The organism is Bordetella flabilis, assembly GCF_001676725.1.
Lineage (GTDB): Bacteria > Pseudomonadota > Gammaproteobacteria > Burkholderiales > Burkholderiaceae_B > Bordetella_C > Bordetella_C flabilis.
The window spans coordinates 5,182,179-5,199,876 of the sequence record NZ_CP016172.1 but is presented as its reverse complement, the minus strand read 5'-3'; the positions used below and the strand labels follow the sequence as shown (position 1 = coordinate 5,199,876).

17 protein-coding genes are annotated in these 17,698 nt (G+C 65.9%); 5 read left to right on the top strand and 12 right to left on the bottom strand.

Annotated elements, in window-relative coordinates; genetic code table 11:
- Positions 1–82: 82 nt before the first annotated feature.
- Positions 83–1,087 (top strand): Bug family tripartite tricarboxylate transporter substrate binding protein, encoded by a 1,005-nt coding sequence (locus tag BAU07_RS23185; protein WP_084025942.1) that lies wholly within the window; start codon positions 83–85, stop codon positions 1,085–1,087.
- A gap of 773 nt (positions 1,088–1,860) precedes the next feature.
- Complete coding sequence (locus tag BAU07_RS23180) at positions 1,861–2,754, top strand: LysR family transcriptional regulator (RefSeq protein WP_066663024.1); 894 nt, start codon at positions 1,861–1,863, stop codon at positions 2,752–2,754.
- 219 nt (positions 2,755–2,973) lie between these two features.
- Here the strand turns inward: BAU07_RS23180 and BAU07_RS23170 are convergent, their stop codons facing one another.
- The 8 genes from BAU07_RS23170 to gtdA all read right to left on the bottom strand — a co-directional run bounded on the left by BAU07_RS23170 (position 2,974) and on the right by gtdA (position 11,026).
- Positions 2,974–3,906: an alpha/beta fold hydrolase gene (locus BAU07_RS23170; RefSeq protein ID WP_066663007.1), complete on the bottom strand. Its 933-nt coding sequence runs from the start codon at positions 3,904–3,906 to the stop codon at positions 2,974–2,976.
- A complete protein-coding gene (gene leuD / locus BAU07_RS23165; protein WP_066663005.1) occupies positions 3,894–4,499 on the bottom strand; it encodes a 3-isopropylmalate dehydratase small subunit in 606 nt (201 codons plus the stop codon). The genes BAU07_RS23170 and leuD overlap by 13 nt, the downstream gene beginning before the upstream one ends.
- 1 nt (position 4,500) lies before the next feature.
- On the bottom strand, positions 4,501–5,919 hold the full coding sequence (gene leuC, locus BAU07_RS23160) for a 3-isopropylmalate dehydratase large subunit (protein ID WP_066663002.1): 1,419 nt from the start codon (positions 5,917–5,919) through the stop codon (positions 4,501–4,503).
- A 182-nt stretch (positions 5,920–6,101) separates the two neighbouring features.
- Positions 6,102–6,740, bottom strand: coding sequence for a maleylacetoacetate isomerase (gene maiA, locus BAU07_RS23155; RefSeq protein ID WP_066663000.1), 639 nt, complete (start codon positions 6,738–6,740; stop codon positions 6,102–6,104).
- Positions 6,741–6,778: 38 nt separating this feature from the next.
- Positions 6,779–7,744, bottom strand: coding sequence for a tripartite tricarboxylate transporter substrate binding protein (locus BAU07_RS23150; RefSeq protein WP_066662998.1), 966 nt, complete (start codon positions 7,742–7,744; stop codon positions 6,779–6,781).
- Between the two features lie 52 nt (positions 7,745–7,796).
- The gene (locus BAU07_RS23145; protein ID WP_066662996.1) at positions 7,797–9,053 is read right to left on the bottom strand and encodes a flavin-dependent oxidoreductase; all 1,257 of its coding nucleotides are present in this window, start codon (positions 9,051–9,053) and stop codon (positions 7,797–7,799) included.
- A 3-nt stretch (positions 9,054–9,056) separates the two neighbouring features.
- Entirely contained in the window at positions 9,057–9,755 is a 699-nt protein-coding gene (locus tag BAU07_RS23140; RefSeq protein WP_066662994.1) for a fumarylacetoacetate hydrolase family protein, read from the bottom strand.
- A gap of 218 nt (positions 9,756–9,973) precedes the next feature.
- Positions 9,974–11,026: a gentisate 1,2-dioxygenase gene (gene gtdA, locus BAU07_RS23135; RefSeq protein WP_066662992.1), complete on the bottom strand. Its 1,053-nt coding sequence runs from the start codon at positions 11,024–11,026 to the stop codon at positions 9,974–9,976.
- Between the two features lie 252 nt (positions 11,027–11,278).
- Between gtdA and BAU07_RS23130 the strand changes: the two genes are divergently transcribed.
- The 3 genes from BAU07_RS23130 (at position 11,279) to tam (ending at position 13,846) form a co-directional block, all read left to right on the top strand.
- Positions 11,279–12,199, top strand: coding sequence for a LysR family transcriptional regulator (locus BAU07_RS23130; protein WP_066662989.1), 921 nt, complete (start codon positions 11,279–11,281; stop codon positions 12,197–12,199).
- Between the two features lie 116 nt (positions 12,200–12,315).
- Positions 12,316–12,939: a LysE family translocator gene (locus BAU07_RS23125; protein ID WP_066662986.1), complete on the top strand. Its 624-nt coding sequence runs from the start codon at positions 12,316–12,318 to the stop codon at positions 12,937–12,939.
- Between the two features lie 163 nt (positions 12,940–13,102).
- The gene (gene tam / locus BAU07_RS23120) at positions 13,103–13,846 is read left to right on the top strand and encodes a trans-aconitate 2-methyltransferase (RefSeq protein ID WP_232338372.1); all 744 of its coding nucleotides are present in this window, start codon (positions 13,103–13,105) and stop codon (positions 13,844–13,846) included.
- Between the two features lie 42 nt (positions 13,847–13,888).
- On the opposite strand, the gene BAU07_RS23115 is transcribed toward tam, so the two are convergent.
- The 4 genes from BAU07_RS23115 to BAU07_RS23100 all read right to left on the bottom strand — a co-directional run bounded on the left by BAU07_RS23115 (position 13,889) and on the right by BAU07_RS23100 (position 17,695).
- On the bottom strand, positions 13,889–14,809 hold the full coding sequence (locus BAU07_RS23115) for an NAD(P)/FAD-dependent oxidoreductase (protein WP_066662983.1): 921 nt from the start codon (positions 14,807–14,809) through the stop codon (positions 13,889–13,891).
- 2 nt (positions 14,810–14,811) lie between these two features.
- Positions 14,812–15,255 carry an Rrf2 family transcriptional regulator gene (locus BAU07_RS23110; RefSeq protein WP_066662981.1) on the bottom strand — a complete coding sequence of 148 codons (444 nt, stop codon included), beginning with the start codon at positions 15,253–15,255 and terminating at the stop codon, positions 14,812–14,814.
- Positions 15,256–15,445: 190 nt separating this feature from the next.
- Positions 15,446–16,438 (bottom strand): Bug family tripartite tricarboxylate transporter substrate binding protein, encoded by a 993-nt coding sequence (locus BAU07_RS23105; RefSeq protein ID WP_066662979.1) that lies wholly within the window; start codon positions 16,436–16,438, stop codon positions 15,446–15,448.
- 63 nt (positions 16,439–16,501) lie between these two features.
- The gene (locus BAU07_RS23100) at positions 16,502–17,695 is read right to left on the bottom strand and encodes a CaiB/BaiF CoA transferase family protein (RefSeq protein WP_066662976.1); all 1,194 of its coding nucleotides are present in this window, start codon (positions 17,693–17,695) and stop codon (positions 16,502–16,504) included.
- Between the last annotated feature and the right edge of the window lie 3 nt (positions 17,696–17,698).

The following is a 17,698-nucleotide window of genomic DNA, read 5'->3' as shown; positions in this document are numbered from 1 at the left end:
GCAATGCGACGCTATCAGTGCAGCGCAAAGCTGCGGTATGCTACGCCCACCTTACAAAACGTATCAGAGGAGATCACGGATTATGGCCGCCACTACGTTTGCGCGCATTCTTCGCACTCTGGCTGGGGCCGCCGTGGTCCTGGCCGCTGTCCTTCCGGGAGTCGGCCACGCCGACGACTACCCGTCCAAACCTCTACGCTTCATCGTCCCGTATCCGCCCGGCGGTCCGCTCGACACCATGGCCCGCATGCTGGCCGAGAAAGTCCGCGGCAGCCTGGGCCAACCCGTCATCGTGGAAAACCGCGCCGGCGCGGGGGGCAACATTGGGGCGGACCTGGCCGCCAAGGCGCAACCGGATGGCTATACCCTGGTAATGGGCGCAGTAGCCACGCATGCCATCAACCCCTGGCTGTTCGCCAACCTGCCGTATGACCCGATCAAGGATTTCGCGCCGGTGACCCTGGTCGCTTCCGTGCCGAACGTGCTGGTCGTCAATGTCGACTTCGCCAAGAAGAACCACATCAACACCCTGGCCGACCTGATCGCCTATGCCAAGGCCAATCCCGGCAAGTTGAACTATGGCTCGGGCGGCAATGGCAGTGCGGGCCACCTGGCCGGCGAACTGCTGAAGGCGCGTGCCGATATCAAGGTCGAGCACATTCCCTACCAGGGCGCGTCCCCCGCGCAACTGGCACTGCTGTCCGGACAGTCGGATTTCATGTTCGATAACCTGGCCGCATCCGCACCGCTGATCAAGGACGGCAAGGTCAAGGCGCTGGCCGTGACGACCAAGGAGCGATCTTCGCTGCTGCCCGATGTGCCGACCGTCGAACAGTCCGGCGTGAAGGATTTCGACCTGGGCACGTGGTTCGGGGTGTTCACGACGGGTGGTACGCCGCAGGCGATCGTCGCCAAGCTGAACAAGGCCTATAGCGATGCCCTGATGCAGCCGGATGTGCGTCAGCGCCTGTTGACGATGGGTTCGGATGCCAAGCCCATGACGTCGGCCCAGTTTGCCGATTTCGTGCGCGCCGAGAAGGAAAAGTACAAGGAAATCGTCAAAGTGTCGGGTGCGAGCCTGAATTGAGCCGTGCGCGGCCGCTGGGCCGCGTGAATGGCAAAAGCCGCACCATGCCGCCAAGGCGCATGGCGCGGCTTTTTCACTTAACGGCACTCCAGCCGCAGGCGTGCCGGACCTCACTGCGGAAGAATGCGGCGAGTTTGCCGACACACTGGCGGGTCCACGCAAAAGGGCATCGCAGCGCACTCCCGGACCGCCAATCGCAGGGGTATTCCAGGCGTTGATTCAAGGCCTGGCTTAACTGGGTGTCCACATCCAATGGGGACCACGATGCGTATCGCATTGTTATTGGCGGCCCTGTGCTTCACGGCTATCGCGCATTCGGCGAATTATCCCTGCTCGGGAAGCAAGGGCGGCGTGGACCATTGCGTGGGCGAACAGTTTCTTTGCCGGGACGGGTCGATCAGCGCATCGAAACGTGTTTGTTCCGCTCCGGATGCCGCTGCATCGCCAGCTACGCCCAAATCCCTTGCGCCTGGTGCGAACGGTTCGTGCAGTTGCCGTGCCGGTCAATACTGCACCGGCGCACGAGGCGGTACCTTCTGCTACTCCGACAGCGGAAAGAAGTCCTATCTCCGGAAGTGAACGATCCAGCGTCCAATAGAGCAGGCTGCTATCACAGAGCGCATCCCAGCGGCGCCTTCGCTGCCCCCTCAGCCGCTGATAAACTCGGCAGCGCGGCACGATGCCAACGCAACATGCGAATCCGGCAACGCCCCGCACATTCACACGCCGCGTGACATCCACCCTCCATCCCAAAGACTAGGCTGACCCTCAAGATGGACACCACCTGGCTAGAGGACTTCATCGCAGTGATTCGCGAGGGAGGTTTCTCCCGCGCCGCGGACCAGCGCGCCATCAGCCAACCCGCGTTCAGCAGAAGAATCCGCTGCCTGGAGGACTGGGTAGGGACACCTTTATTCGACCGTGCAGCGCGGACCATACAGCTCACGCCCGCAGGTGAGCGCCTGAAACCCTTCGCGGAAGAGATTCTGCGGCAATTGGAAACGGGACGCCGGGATGCGATGAGCGCCGCGCAGGTCTCGACGGAGACGCTGCTGTTTGCCTCGACCCATGCGCTGTCGCTGACGTTCTTTCCCCCGTGGCTGCGTACCTTGGAGCAGGAAGCGCCGCTGATGTCGACGATCCAGTTGACGGCGGACAGCATGCAAGGTTGTGAACGGTTGATGGTCGATGGACTGGCGCAGTTCCTGCTTTGCCATCATCACCCGGCCGCTTCCAGCCGGCTTTCACCTGACCGGTTCAAATCCGTTTTGCTGGGCGAGGACGTGCTGGTCCCGGTGTGCGCGCCGGCGCTGGCAAGCGACAGGGCGCTTCAGGCAGGACCCTTCCTGGCTTATTCGGAGTCTTCCGGAATGGGGCGGATATTGCGGGCCGCTTGGGAAGCTTGCAATCGACCGCCGCTCCCGGAACCCGCGTTCTCGTCCCATTTGGCGACGGTGCTGGTGATGATGGCGCGGGACGCGCGGGGTGTTGCTTGGTCTCCGCTGAGCCTGGTCGCGGATGACCTGCAGTCGGGGCGGCTTGTGAAGCTGGGTGGGCCGGCGGATGAAGTGCGGATAGAGATCCATCTTTTCCGGCCCCGCACCCGGCAGGTTGGCGCGGCCGAGCGTTTCTGGCAACGAGTAATGGATGGAACGCGGCAGAACTAGAGCCGGGATCGGCACCACGACCAGCATCAGGACCAGCATCAGGACCAGCGCAAGGATCAGGACCAGGACCGGCACCAGGATCAGAGCCAGGACGGGCACCAGGACCGGCGCCAGGACCGGCACCAGCACCAGCGCCAGGGGCCAGCGCCACGACAAGCACCGGCACAAGAACCAGAACCAGCCCCGGGCCCAATACCAAGCCCAGCACCAGCCCCAGGCTCAAGCTACGAGAAACTGATCCAGTTCCTCCAGGACAGCGGCCGGATTCTCTTCCTGCAGCGTATGTCCGCAATCCAGCGCGCGGCCACGAACGTCATGTGCTTTCTCGCGCCACGTTTCCAGCACGTCATACAGCGCGCCCACGGTCCCCCGCCCGCCCCACAAAGCAAGAACAGGCGCGGCGATCCGCTTATCCTTGTCGCTCTCGTCGTGCTCCAGATCTATCGTCGCCGCCGCTCGATAATCCTCGCAGATGGCATGGCGCGTTTTCGGATCGCGATAGCAGCGCAGATATTCCTCGAAAGCCGCCTGCTCCGTGGCGTTGGGCAGTTTGTTCTGCCCGTCTATATGCTTGCGCAGGAAGAATTCCGGATCGGCGTCGATAAGACGTTCAGGCAAGGGGAAAGGCTGGATCAGGAAGAACCACCAGAAGTACCGGGTGGCGAACTCCTTGTTGGTTTTCGCATACATGGTCGCCGTAGGCGCGATATCGAATAGCGCGACGCGGGAGACGGCATCCGGATAGTCCAAGGCCATGCGATGCGCGACGCGGCCGCCTCGGTCGTGTCCTACCACCGCGTATCGGTCATGGCCCAAGGCCTTCATCAATTCGACCAGGTCGCCCGCCATGGCGCGCTTGGAGTAATTCACATGCTGCTCGCCGCCTTCAGGCTTGCCGCTGTCGCCATAGCCGCGCAAGTCGGGCGCGACGACGGTGAAGCGCTTGGCCAGTTCGGGGGCGATTTTGCGCCAGGTGACGTGGGTTTGCGGATGGCCGTGGATCAGCAGAAGGGCAGGCCCGGAGCCGGCGATGGCGAAGCGGATCTTCACATCCGACGAGGTGGCGAAGTCCAGCAGCGAGAAGCCGCCAAGGAAACGGGACTCTCCTACAGCGGAGAAACGTTCATCGCGATCAGGGCCTAGCGTAACCATGGATTCGCCTCGAAATGGTTGTTCTGGAATGCATGAATCTCGTCGCGCAATTCCAGGGTCTGGTCGATGGCATCCAGCCCCTGCATCAGCGCCTTCTTTCGCACAGGGTCGATGTCGAAGTCGACATCAAGACCCGGCTCCGTGATGCGCTGGTTGGCCAGATCCACCGTAAGGATATTCTCCCCAGCGCGTTGGGCAAGCTGCATGATGCGGGCAACATCGCCCTGCGGCAGCGTTATCGCAAGCAGCCCATTCCGCGCGCAGTTATCGAAGAATATCCCGGCGAATGACGTTCCGATCAACGCCCGGACTCCATACTGCAGCAAGCCCCATACGGCATGCTCGCGGCTTGAGCCGCAGCCGAAATTATCGCCGACCACCAGGAAGCTGGCGTTGCCCCAACCCTGTCGATTCAGGATGAAGTCCGGCCGCTCCTTGCCTGCATCATCGAATCGAAGGTCATGGAACAGGCCCACGTCCAAGCCGCTGCGGTCGATGCCCTTCAGGAACTGCTTGGGCATGATGACATCGGTATCGATATTGGCGGCGGGAAGGGCGGCGGCGACGCCTGTGACGGACGAGAACGGTGTCATGTCAGTGGTCTCCCAGGTAGTCGCGCGGGTCCGCCAGATGGCCAGCCACTGCGGCGACCGCGACCATGGCGGGGCTCATCAGGTGCGTACGTCCTCCCGTCCCTTGCCGGCCCTCGAAGTTGCGGTTCGTGCTGGAGGCGCATCGTTCTCCGCTGGCCAGGATGTCGTCGTTCATGGCCAGGCACATGGAGCAGCCGGATTGCCGCCACTCGAAGCCGGCCGCGATGAAGACCCGGTCCAGGCCTTCTTCTTCGGCCTGCCGGCGTACCGCGCTGGAGCCCGGCACCACCATGGCGGAAACGCCCGGCGCGACCTTGCGGTCCTTCAGCACCCGCGCGGCATCGCGCAGGTCTTCAATCCTCGCGTTGGTACAGGAGCCGATGAATGCCCTTTGGATGGGAATCGAATCGACGGCTTGGCCGGCGCGCAGTCCCATGTACTGCAAGGCTCTTTCCATATCGCGCCGGCGGGCGGCATCAGGCTCGCTGGAGGGATCCGGGATCCGACCGCCCACGCGTACCGCCTGGTCCGGACTCGTGCCCCAGGTCACCATGGGCGCGATATCCATGGCCGATAGCGCGACTTCCGCATCGAAGACGGCATCGTCGTCGCTGCGCAGGGTTTCCCAGGCCGCCACCGCGGCGTCCCATAGTTGTCCTGTCGGCGCGCGCGGCCGTCCTTGCAGATAAGACAGCACTTTGTCGTCGGGCGCCACGAGCGCTCCGCGCGCGCCGCATTCGACAGCCATATTGCAGACAGTCATGCGGGCCTCCACGCTCAGCGCCCGGATGGCCGATCCCTGGAACTCGATCGCGTAGCCGGTGGCGCCCGAGGCGCCGATCTTTTCGATCAGCGCCATGATGATGTCCTTGGACCGGACGCCCGGACCCAGCGCGCCGTCCACGGTTACGCGCATGGTTTTCAGCCGCTTGTAGACCAGGGTCTGGGTGGCAAGGTAATGCTCGATGTCCGAGGTGCCGATGCCGAAGCCCAGGGCGCCGAAGGCGCCATATGTGGTCGTATGGCTGTCGCCGGCGGCGATGACCATGCCGGGCAACACAAGGCCGATCTCCGGCATGACGACGTGCTCGATGCCTTGCAGCGGATGCAGTACGTCGAACAGTTCGATGCCGAAATCCCGGCAGTTTTCCGCGAAGTAGGCCGCCTGGCGCGCAGCGCCGGGATCGGGCATGGCGGCCGTTCTACGTGCGGCCGTGGGATTGACGTGATCGACGGTGCCCAGGGCCGCCTCGGGCCGCCACACCGGGCGATGCGCCTGCCTGAGTCCCGTGAACGCCTGGGGAGAGGTGTACTCGTTGAGGACAGTGCGATCCACATAAAGCAATACTTGCCGGCCGTCTTCATCGAGCGGTCGTATCGCGTGACTGTCTATGAGCTTGTCATATAGCGTCTTCGCCATGGTGCGTCATCACCTGCCATGAGGGTATACCTGGCAAGTCTATAGACGCGGGCTTTCAGGCTCCAATGCAAATATCGGATGGAATCATCCAATAATCCTAAGTGCGGCGAGCGGCCGCAAAAGTGCGCGGGGCCGGGCGCGTATCCGTCACCCGGCCCCGCGGCCATGAACCCGAAGTGCGCTTACTTGATGAAGTCCGGCTGCGCCGACGGCGCGGCCCGCTGGAAGGCCGGCTGTACGGCGCAATGCTCATACACCGCCATGGCGCGCGGATACGGCGTCATGTCGCAGCCCATGCGCTCCGCGTTGGCGACTTGGGGAACCAGGCAGCAGTCCGCCAGCGTCGGCGCTTCGCCAAAGCAATACGATCCGTGGCCATGGCGTTGCAGCAGGGCCTCTACGGCCGTCATGCCCTCCGTGACCCAATGCTGGTACCAGGCATTTTTCTGTTCGGCCGATACGCCCAGCACATCCTGTAGATAGCGCAGGATGCGCAGGTTGTTGACCGGATGGATATCGCAGGCGATGGCATTGGAGAGCTCCAGCACGCGCGCCCGCGCGGTCGGATCGAGCGGGATCAGGCGCGGTTCGGGGTGCGTGGCGTCGAGGTGATCGATGATCGCCATCGACTGCCCCAGCGCAAGGTCGCCGTCGCGCAGCAGCGGCACATTGCCGGAGGGATTCATGGCCATGTAGTCCGGCGTCCGATGTTCCAGCGTGCGGATGTTGATGGGCCGGTATTCGAAGTCCAGGCCCTTCAGGGCCAGGGCGATCCGTACCCGATAGGACGTGGAGCTGTTGAAGAAGCTATAGAGTTGCATGAATCCTGTTCCGCTCGATGATGAATGGCGCGGTTGCCTTATTCCGCCTTGATGCCCGCGCGCGTGACGATGTCGCTCCAGCGCTTGGCGTCCTTGGCGATCAATTCGCCGAACTCCGCCGGGGTGGAGGTCGCAGGCACCATGCCCTGGGCTTCGAAGGCCGTGGCGGTGGCGGGCGATTTCAGGGCCTCGGCGATCTGGCGGTTCATGCTGTCGACGATGGCGGCGGGGGTGCCCTTGGGGGCCAGCACGCCGTACCACATGTCGACGTCGGCGCCTTCCAGGCCGGACTCCGTCAGCGTCGGCACGTCGGGCAGTTGCGCCAGGCGCTTGGGGCTGCCGGTGGCGATGACCTTGAGCTTGCCGGCCTTGATCTGCGGCAGGGCCACGTGCACGGGCAGGAACATGTAGTCGAGCCGGCCGGCCAGCATGTCGGTCACCGCGCCGGCCGTGCCCTTGTACGGCACATGCAGCATGGTGGCCTTGCTGCGGTCCAGCAGCAGCGCCATGGCCAGATGGTGCGGCGTGCCCACGCCGGGGGTGCCGTAGGTGAGCTTGTCCGGGGCCTTGCGGGCGGCGTCTTCAAGCTGCTGCACCGTGTTCACGGAATTGGACGGGTGCGTCACCAGCAGCAGCGTGCCCCAGGAGGTCAGGCTGACCGGCACGAAGTCCTTGATGGGGTCGTAGTGCAGCTTGTCGCGGTACAGCGGCTGGTTCATGACGAAGGTGTTCACCGTCACCAGGAAGGTATAGCCGTCGGGCGCGGCACGCGCGGCTTTCTCCGTGCCGATGTTGCCGCTGGCGCCCGCGAGGTTCTCCACGATGACGGACTGGCCCAGGGTCTTGGGCAGCGTGGCGGCCAGTTGGCGCGCCACCAGGTCGATGCCCGTGGCGGGCGTGAAGGGCACGATCAGCGTAATGGGCCGTTCGGGCCAGGCTGCCTGGCTGGCGGCGGCCGTCAGGGACAGGGCCAGCGCCGCCAGGGTGCGGTACAGGGTCTTCATATTGTTCTCCTTGCGGGCGCGTTCTTTCCGCGCGCCCTGGGTGGGACTGCGATCAAAGGAATGAGGGGCGCGATTTCAGTGTTTCGGGATCGAAGCCGGCCACCTGTTTGTAGCGATCGGAGATGGCCTGCAGTTCTTCGCGGCTGATGACGTCCTCGATGCGTTCGAAGCGCTGGTCGCCCGAACGCTCGTAGGCTTCGCGCAGGATGGCGTCGGGCGGGTTGCTGCGATTGGTCAGCACGACGCGCGTGGTCGCGGCCACGCGCACCTTGTCGTAGTCCTGCAGCGCGCTTGGCGTCAGGCCTTGCCGCTTGAGCTGCCCGGCCAGGTAGCGGGCGTCGATGATGGCCTGGCCGGCGCCGTTCGAACCGCGCGGCACCATGGGGTGGGCGGCGTCGCCCAGCAGCGTCATGCGGCCCTGGGTCCAGGTCGGCAGGGGATCCTGGTCGACCATGGGGTACTCCAGCACCGAGTCGGCGTTCTGGATCAGCGCCGCCACGTCCAGCCAGTCGAAATGCCAGTCGGCGAAGGCGGGGAAGAAATCTTCCAAGCGCCCCTGGCGGGTCCAGTCGCGTACCGCCGGTTCGGCGGACTCGATCTCCGCGACCCAGTTTACCAGTTGGTTGCCTTCCGCATCGACGTTGTCGCGGATGGGGTAGATCACCATCTTGCCGATCGACAGCCAGCCCGCGCGCACCATGCTGCCGCCGCTCAGGAAAGGCTTGCAGCGCGTGACGCCCCGCCACATGTTGACGCCCGAATAGCGCGGCGCGCCTTCGTTCGGATACAGCTGCTTGCGCAGCGCGGAATGGATGCCGTCGCAGCCCACGACGATGGCGCCGCGCACCGGCGGCCGGGCCTTGCCGGCGGCATCGGTCATGTGCACCGTGACGCCGTCGGCGTCCTGCTCGACGCGGACGGCGCGATGGTCGACCAGTACTGCGTCGGCGCCCAGGCGCTCGCGCACGGCGGCCAGCAGCGTCATCTGCAGGTCGCCGCGATGGATGGAGTATTGCGGCCAGGCATAGCCGGCGGCCTTGCCGGCCGGTTCGCTGTAGATGAACTGGCCGTGCCGCGTGAAGAAGATCGACTCCTTGGTATGGACGCCGACCTTATCGAGCATCGGCAGCAGGCCCAGTTCATCGAGCTCGCGCGCGGCGTGCGGCAGCAGGTTGATGCCCACGCCCAGCGGCTTGATCTCCGGCACGGATTCATAGATGCGGCAGGCGATGCCGGCCTGATGCAGGCTCAGGGCCAGCACCAGGCCGCCCACGCCCGCGCCCACGATGATCACGTCGGTGTCTTTCATGGCTTATATCACCCGCGCTTGCAAGGTTCCCAGTCCATCGACCCCGCCTTCCATGAGGTCGCCCTTCACCACCGGTCCCACGCCTTCGGGCGTGCCGGTGTAGATCAGATCGCCCGGTTCCAGGCGGAAGTAGCGCGACAGGTAGCTGACGGTCTCGGCCACCGACCAGATCAGCTTGGAGGTGTCGCTGCGCTGCTTGTCCTGCCCGTTGACCTTCAGCCAGATGCCGGCCTTCTCGAAGTGGCCGGTGGCGTCGGCGCGATGCAGCGGCCCGATGGGCGCGCTGTCGTCGAAGGCCTTGCCCAGTTCCCAGGGGCGGCCGGCCTCGCGCATTTTCATTTGCAGGTCGCGGCGCGTCATGTCCAGGCCCACGGCATAGCCCCACACGTGTTCCAGCGCGCGCTCGACGGTGATGTTGGCGCCCGCCTTGCCGATCGCGGCCACCAGTTCGATTTCGTAGTGGTAGTTCGAGGTTTCGGAGGGGTAGGGCAGGTCCAGCGTTTCACCCTGCGCAACCGGCATGACGGCATCGGCCGGCTTGCAGAAGAAGAACGGCGGCTCGCGATCCGGATCGAAGCCCATTTCGCGGGCGTGCGCGGCGTAGTTGCGGCCCACGCAGTAGACGCGGCGGACGGGAAAGCGGTCGGCGGAGCCGACGACGGGCACGGCGACGGTGGCCGGCGGGGTGAAGACGTAAGACATGAGCAGAAAACCCTAAATGGCAAGGCAGAGAAATTTCAGCGCGCGTACCGGCGCCCGGGCATCCGTGCACGGCGGCGGCACGGATGGACGACTGGAACAGGCAAGAACGGCCAGCACAACGTGCAGCGAAAACGGGAAATGAAAACGGGCAATGAGAACGGGCGGCGGAAATGCCCGCCAGGCACGCGCGGCAGGGACGGCCCGCGCGCCGGCGTCGCTCAGTCCGCGCGTTCTTCGCGCAACAACCCCAGCGCCGCCTGGACCGGCCGATCGGAATAGCTGAACAGGGTGGCGTCTTCCATCGCCGCCAATTGCACCGGCTGCCACGAAGGCGCCACGAAGACGTCGCGCGGCCCGAAGTGGAACTCCTGGTCGCCGACGCGCGCGGTGCCGCGTCCTTCCACCACCGAATACACCGTGGAGTCGGTGCTGCGGTAGGTCTTGCCCTGGAAGCCCGCCGGCAGGAACTGCATGAAGGTCGCCATCGTCGGCATGGGGTAGCCCCCGGTGGCCGGGTTGACGTAGCGCAGCTTTACGCCGTCCCAGGCGTCCAGCTCGCCGTAGCGGTACAGCTGGTCCAGGGCCTCGCGGCTGCGTTCGTAGGGATAGTTGAAGATGGGCGAATTGCCGTTGGCCGGCACATGGCGCACCGGCGCCATGTTGTGCCCGAAGCGCGCGAAGCTGTCGCCTTCGGTGCGCGTGACCGGCTGGGTGGACGCGGGGTAGTTTTCGGCGAAGCCCGCATCCAGCATGCGCAGCAGCGGGATGTCCAGGCCGTCGAGCCATACCACCGGCTCGCCGCCTTCCGATGCCTCGATATTGCCGTGGTCGTGGTACGTCCAGGACGGCGTGATGATGAAGTCGCCCGGATGCATGGTGGTGCGTTCGCCATTGACGGCGGTATAGGCGCCCTTGCCCTCGACGATGAAGCGTAGCGCCGATTGCGTATGGCGGTGGCTGGGCGCGATTTCGCCCGGCAGGATCAATTGCAGGCCGGCGTAGAGGGTCTGCGTGATGCTGGCCTGGCCCGGCAGGCCGGGGTTTTCCAGGATCAGCACGCGGCGCACGGCTTCCTCGGCGGAAATCAGCGAGCCGGCTTCCATGACGTCGGCGCGCACGTCGGCATAGCGCCACATGGCGGGGACGCAGCGCGGTTGCGGCGAGCGGGGCACCAGGTTGTGCAGCGATTCCCAGAGCGGCGCCATGTTCTTGCGCGCAATGCGCTCGTAGTAGGCGGCGCGTTCGGCGCTGGTCGAAGTGGCTTCTGCCATAGCGTGTCTCCTCACATTTCCCCGTATTATCGAAGCCGCGATATGCCTCAGGAAATGAATTTATCTTATTATCCATACGGAAATATGTATGGCTGGCGTGCCGGCCAACCTGCATCCGGGGCGCCGGCGTGGTCGCAGGGAGATCCATCGGTAACGGCCCCGCGCCGCCAGGTGCATCTGCCGGTCCCCATGTTGCCGGTCCCGGCAGGCATCCGCCCACCCCGCCGCCCCTCGCGACAACCCCGGAGCAATATGGACTGGACCTACCGCCTGCGCCTGCGGAACCTGAAGATGCTGCTCAGTCTGGCCCAGACGCGCAACATCAGCCATTCGGCCGCCATGCTCAATACGACTCAGCCCGGCTTGTCGAAGTGGCTTAAGGACCTGGAGGATGACATCGGTTTGCCGCTCTTCGAGCGGCACGCGCGCGGCCTGCGCCCCACGCCCTACGGCGATGCGCTGATCGCGCATGCGCAGCGCATCGACGCCCAGCTCGAACGCGCCAGCGGCGACATGGCCGCGCTGCGGCAGGGCGGCGGCGGCCGCGTGGTGATCGGCGCATCGGGCGCCTCGGCCTCCGATACCGTGCCCTTGGCCGTCATGCGCCTGCTGGAACGCATGCCGCAGGCGCGCATCAAGCTCGTCGAATCCACCATGGACCGCCTGCTGGCGCAGCTGGCCCAGGGCGAGCTCGATGTCGTCGTGGGGCGCTCGGCGCCGGAGCACCATGATCCGGCGATCCTGTCGGAGTCGCTGTACCTGGAACCCGTGCATATGGTGGCGCGGCCGCGCCACCCGGTGTTCGCTCTGCCTCGCATCGCCTGGGAAGACCTGATGGCCTATCGCTGGATTGTCTGGCCCAGGGGAACGCCCATCCGCAACGCGCTGGATACCGCGCTGAGCGCGGCGGGCAAGGCCTTGCCGGCGGATCATGTGGAATCCAACTCGGTTACGATCAACCTCACCCTGATCAGCAACAGCGACCTGATCGGCGTCGCGTCGCATCGTGCGGCGCTGCGGTTCTCGCAGATGAACGCCATGCGCATCCTGCCGATCCGGCTGTCGGGATTCGGCGCGGTGACGATGTACTGGCGGCAGGAAGCTTTCCAGCCCGCCGCGGTGGAGACGACGCTGGAATGCCTGCGCGCCGTGGTGGACGAACATCGAAGCTGAATCGCGGTGAGTATTCCGGTGAATCGCACAGACATTCGATTGAATCGGCGCAGAACTTTGCATTGGATCGCACTGAACATCCCATCGAATCGCGCTGAACATTCCAAGGAGCAAACATGCCCATGGCTTCGTGGCTGGCCTTCGTGGCCGCTTCCGTTGTGCTGCTGGTGATTCCGGGGCCGACCATCCTGTCGGTCATCAGTTATTCCATGGCGCATGGCCGGCGCGCGCGCTGGCCGCTGGTGGCTGCCGTGGCATTGGGCGATTGCACCGCCTTGTTCGTGTCGCTGCTGGGACTCGGCGCCCTGCTTGCGTCGTCGGCCTTCTGGTTCACCGTGGTGAAGTGGGTGGGCGGCGGATATTTGCTGTACCTGGGCATCAGGCTGCTGTGCGCCGGCGCTGCTGGCGGTCCCGTGCAGGCCAGCGCCGCGCCCGCGTCGCGCTGGAAGCTGTTCGCCAATGTGTGGCTGGTTACGGCGCTGAACCCCAAGGGCATCGTCTTCTTCGTCGCCTTCCTGCCGCAGTTCGTGCAGCCCGGCGCCGCCGCCACGGGCCAGCTCTGGCTGCTCGGCGTGACCTTCGTCGTGCTGGCTGCGCTGAACGCCACGCTGTATGCCGTCTTCGCCGGGGCAGCCAGCCGTTGGCTGGCATCGCCGCGCGCGCGGCGTGGTTTTCACCTGATGGGCGGCTCGTTGCTGTCCTCGGCAGGCATCTGGGCGTTGCTCGCGCGCCGGCCCTGACCGGCAGCGGCCGGCGCGCGATGGCTCGCACCACGCCGGCCGCCTGCATGGGGGTCGCATGTATGCCCGTCGCCGCCAGCAAACGCGGCGGTATCATTTCGGCCACCCCATCGACATGGAGCCCGCCGTGGCAGACGACAAGTGGTCATCCCGCCAGTACCTGATGTTCGAGCGCGAGCGCACGCGGCCCGTGCGTGACCTGCTGGCGGCCGTGCCGGCCGAGACGGCGCGCCGCGTCGTGGACCTGGGTTGCGGACCGGGCAATTCCACCGAAGTCCTGGCGGCGCGGTTTCCGGGCGCGGAGGTCAGCGGCCTGGATAGTTCCGCGGACATGATCGCGGCCGCCCGCAAACGGCTGCCGCAGGTCCACTTCGAAATCGCCGACCTGCGCGACTGGCCGGCGCCCGGCCCCTACGATGTCATCCTGTCGAACGCCGTATTCCAGTGGGTGCCCGGTCACGGAACGCTGTTTCCGGCGCTGGCCGGCAAGCTGGCCGAAGGCGGCAGCCTGGCCATCCAGATGCCGGACACGCTGCAGGAACCGTCGCATCGCCTGATGCGCGAACTGGCGGCGCAGGCGCCGTGGGCCGACAAGCTGGCCGCCGTTTCCGGCGCCCGCGACGGCTTGCGGTCCGCCCAGTGGTACTACGAACTGCTGCGCCCGCACTGCGCTCGCGTCGATATCTGGCGCACCACGTATTACCACGTGCTCCCAGGCGGCCCGCCGGCCATCGTCGAATGGTTCAAGGGCAGCGCCTTGCGCCCTTTCCTGGACGCGCTGGACAGCGACGAACAGCAGGCCTATCTGGCGCGCTACACCGAGCTGGTCGCCCAGGTCCACCCGCCCGTGTCGGATGGATCGGTGCTGCTGCCTTTCCCGCGGTTGTTCATCGTGGCCACGCGTTAGTGCCCATAGCGCTATAGCATTGCCGGATCCAAGCCGACTTTATCAAGCCCGCGCTTCCCCCTGCACGGGATGGACCGACTCCGGCCAGACCAGGGAACGGTGTACCTGCGCGCCGGCCATGGCGCCGCTACCCACGGCCAGGGACACCGAATGCGGCGCCCGGGCGGCATCGCCGCAGGCGAATATTCCCGGCACCGAGGTCTTGCTCTCGGCATCGGTGCGCACCTGCATGCCCATCGGCGTTTCCTCCAGCACGCAGCCGATTGCCTCGGCCAGGGAGCCGGAAGGAGCGGTGCGCGTCGCCGTGAAAAGCCCGGCAAAGCGCAGCACCCGCCCATCGGCCAGCGCCACGTCGGCATGGCCTTCGATGCGGTCGATCGGCGTTTCGTCGACCGTCACGCCCCGGCGCTGCAGCGCGGACCTGGCGTCGCCTCCAAGCGCGATGGCCTCATTGACGAACAGGGTCACGTCGCCCCAATCGGTAAGCAATTCGGCCTGATGCACGGACATGGGGCTGGCGCCGATGATGCCGATGCGGCCTTGGCCGAGCTCGTAGCCATGGCAATACGGACAATGAAAAACCGCTTTGCCCCAGCGCTCCGCGAGTCCGGCGACAGGCGGAAGCTGGTCGGTGACGCCCATGGCCAGCAGAATGCGGCGACCCTGGTGCGACCGGCCATCGGCCGTTGTGACGGTGAAGCCGTCCAATTGCCCTGACACGTCCGCGGCGCGGGCGTCCAGCCACGACAGCGTGGGATAGTTTTCCAGCTGCCGGCGCGCGGTCGCCGCGATCACGCCGGGATCGACGCCATCCTGGCCCAGGAATCCGTGCGCATGGCTGGCCTGGCGGTTGCGCCGCTCGCCGGCGTCGATCACCAGCACGGACCTGCGCGCGCGCACCAGTTGCAGCGTCGCCGCCATTCCTGCATAGCTGCCGCCGATCACGATGACGTCGTACTGCATGCTCAACTCCTCTTGCGTCGTGCCGCCTTGTGCCGGCGCGCGAAGTCCGCGGCCAGGTCGGCAAGGGTGATTTCGGAGAACCGCTGCAACAGCAGCGCCTCGGCCTCGGCGAAGGTGTCTTCCAGCGCCGCGTTCACCGATTGCTCCACCAGGCATTCCGGAGTTTCGTGGCGGTTGCCGATGGCGAACATGGCGGGCTCGCCCAGGGCCTCGTGCAACTGGCGCAGCGTGATGGTGCCCAGGTCTGCCTGTATGCGCCATCCACCGGCATGACCGCGATCGGAGGCCACGATGCCTGCTTCGCGCAGATACCCCATGGTGCGCCGGACGACGACCGGGTTGGTTCCCAGGCATTGGGCCAGGGTGTCGGAGGTGACCGGCCCCTCCTGTTCTGCCATGTGCAATAGCGCATGCAGGACGGACGATAGGCGGCTGTCGCGTTTCATGTAACTTATGATGTTCTATATGGGCTACGGCGTCAAGCCCGTGCACGACCTGCCATTGGCTTGCCGACGGGGCCTGGCCGGTTGCCACGCGCCCGCGCGACGAGCAAAAGCGGCGGGCCCCGTTCACGACGCTATCGTGAACGGGGCCCGCTTTTTTAATTACTTACGCAGCGCTAAGCGCGCGGGTCGATCAGTTGGCCTTGATGTTGGCGTTGTCCACGACGGTCTTCCAGCGCACCAGTTCCTCGCGCGTGTACTTGCCCAGGGCTTCGGGGCCCATGTATTCGGCTTCCGCGCCCTGTTCCGCGGCCTTCTTGCGGAATTCCTCGGTGCGCATGATCTTCTCGATCTCGCCGGACAGCTTGTCCACGACCGCCTTCGGCGTATTGGCCGGCGCATACATCGCGAACCAGGACGACACGACCAGGTCGGGATAGCCGGCTTCCGCGGCCGTGGGTACATCCGGCAACGAGGGCAGGCGGGTCTTGCCGGTGACGGCCAGGGCGCGCAGCTTGCCGGCGGCGATCTGTCCCAGCAGCGGCGGCGGGGTGGTGATGGTCATGTCGACCGCGCCGCCCAGCAGGTCGTTCAGCGCCGGGCCGGTGCCCTTGTAGGGGATATGGGTGATCTTGGTCCCCGCCATCTGGTTCAACAGTTCGGTGGCCACCTGTTGCAGAGAGCCGTTGCCGGACGAGGCGTAGTTCAGCTCGCCCGGATGCGCCTTGGCATAGGCGACCAGCTCTTTCAGCGTCTTGACCGGCAGCGAGGGGCGCACCACCACGACCTGCGGAGCGGACAACACGTTGGCGACCGGCGAGAAGTCCTTGATCGGGTCCCAGGGCAGGTTCGGGGTGATCAGCGGCGTGATGACCTGGTAGCCGGAGTACTGCAGCAGCAGCGTGTAGCCGTCCGGGGCGGCACGGGTAAGGGCCTGCGCGGCAATGCTGCCCGAGGCGCCGGGCTTGTTCTCCACGACGACCGTCTGGTTCAGCGCGCGCGCCAGGGGCTGGGCGATCAGGCGCGCGGCGATGTCTGTCGTGCCACCGGGCGCGGCCGACACGATGAGCGTAATGGGTTTGTCGGGGTACTCCGCCTGGCTGGCCACGGGCGCGAGCGCCAGCGCGCCCAGACCCGCTGCAGCCAGCAGGCGGCGCAGGGGCGAGAAGTATCGGGTTTGGTTCATGTCGTCTCCTGTTTTGTTTTGGAAAGGGTAGGGAAATCGTTGCAAGCGCAGTGCGGCCTGGCGCTATTCGATGATGCCGGCCGCGCGCAGCGCGGCGCAGTGGTCCTCGTCCAGTCCCGCTTCGCGCAGCACCGTGTTCGTATGCTCGCCCAGGGTCGGCGCGCGATCGTGCACCGTGCCAGGGTTGGCGGACAGCACGGGAAACACGGCCGGCATTTCCACGGCGATGCCGCTGGCGGCCTGCACCGTGGTGATGGCGCCCCGCGCGCGGTAGTGGGGATCGCCCGCGATGTCGGCCACGTTGTAGATGCGCCCGGCCGGCACGCCGGCTTCGCGCATGGCGGCCAGCACCTGGTCGATGGTGCGCTCCTGCGTCCAGGCACCGATGGCGGCGTCCAGTTCGGCGACGCGCGCGGCGCGGCCGTCGTTGCGCGCCAGGCCCGGATCGGTGGCCAGGTCCTGGCGGCCGATGCGCGTCATCAGGCGCGTGTAGATGCCGTCGCCGTTGCCGGCGATCAGCACGAAGCCGTCCTGGCAGGGATAGGCGTTGGAAGGAGCGATGCCGGGCAGCGCGGCGCCGGCGGGTTCGCGTACCGCACCGAATACGGAGTACTCCGGCAGCAGGCTTTCGGTCAGGTTGAAAATGCTTTCGTACAGCGCCGCGTCGATCAGTTGGCCTGTGCCGCCGCGTGCGTCGCGTTCATACAGGGCCAGCAGCACGCCCAGGGCGCCATGCAGGCCGGCAATGGTGTCGCCCAGCGACAGGCCGGCACGCACGGGCGCGCGGCCCGGTTCGCCGTTCAGGTAGCGCAGGCCCGCCATGGCTTCGCCGATGGCGGCGAAGCCCGGTTCGCCGGCCTTCGGTCCCGTCTGTCCATAACCGGAAATGCGCAGCATGATCAGGCGCGGGTTCAGCGCGTGCAGCGCTTCCCAGGACAGGCCCCACTTTTCCATGGTGCCCGGCCGGAAGTTCTCGATCAGCACATCGGCTTGCGACGCCAGCAGGCGCGCGATGTCCTGGCCTTCGGGCCGGCGCAGGTCGACGCAGACGGATTGCTTGTTGCGCGACTGCGCTTCCCACCAGACCGATGTGCCTTCGTGCAGCAGCCGCCACTTGCGCAGCGGATCGCCGACGCCGGGGGGTTCGATCTTGATGACCTGCGCGCCGAAGTCGGCCAGCGTCTTGGCGGCGAACGGCCCGGCGATCAATTGCCCCAGTTCGAGCACGCGGATGCCCGCCAGTATTTGTCGTGTCATGTC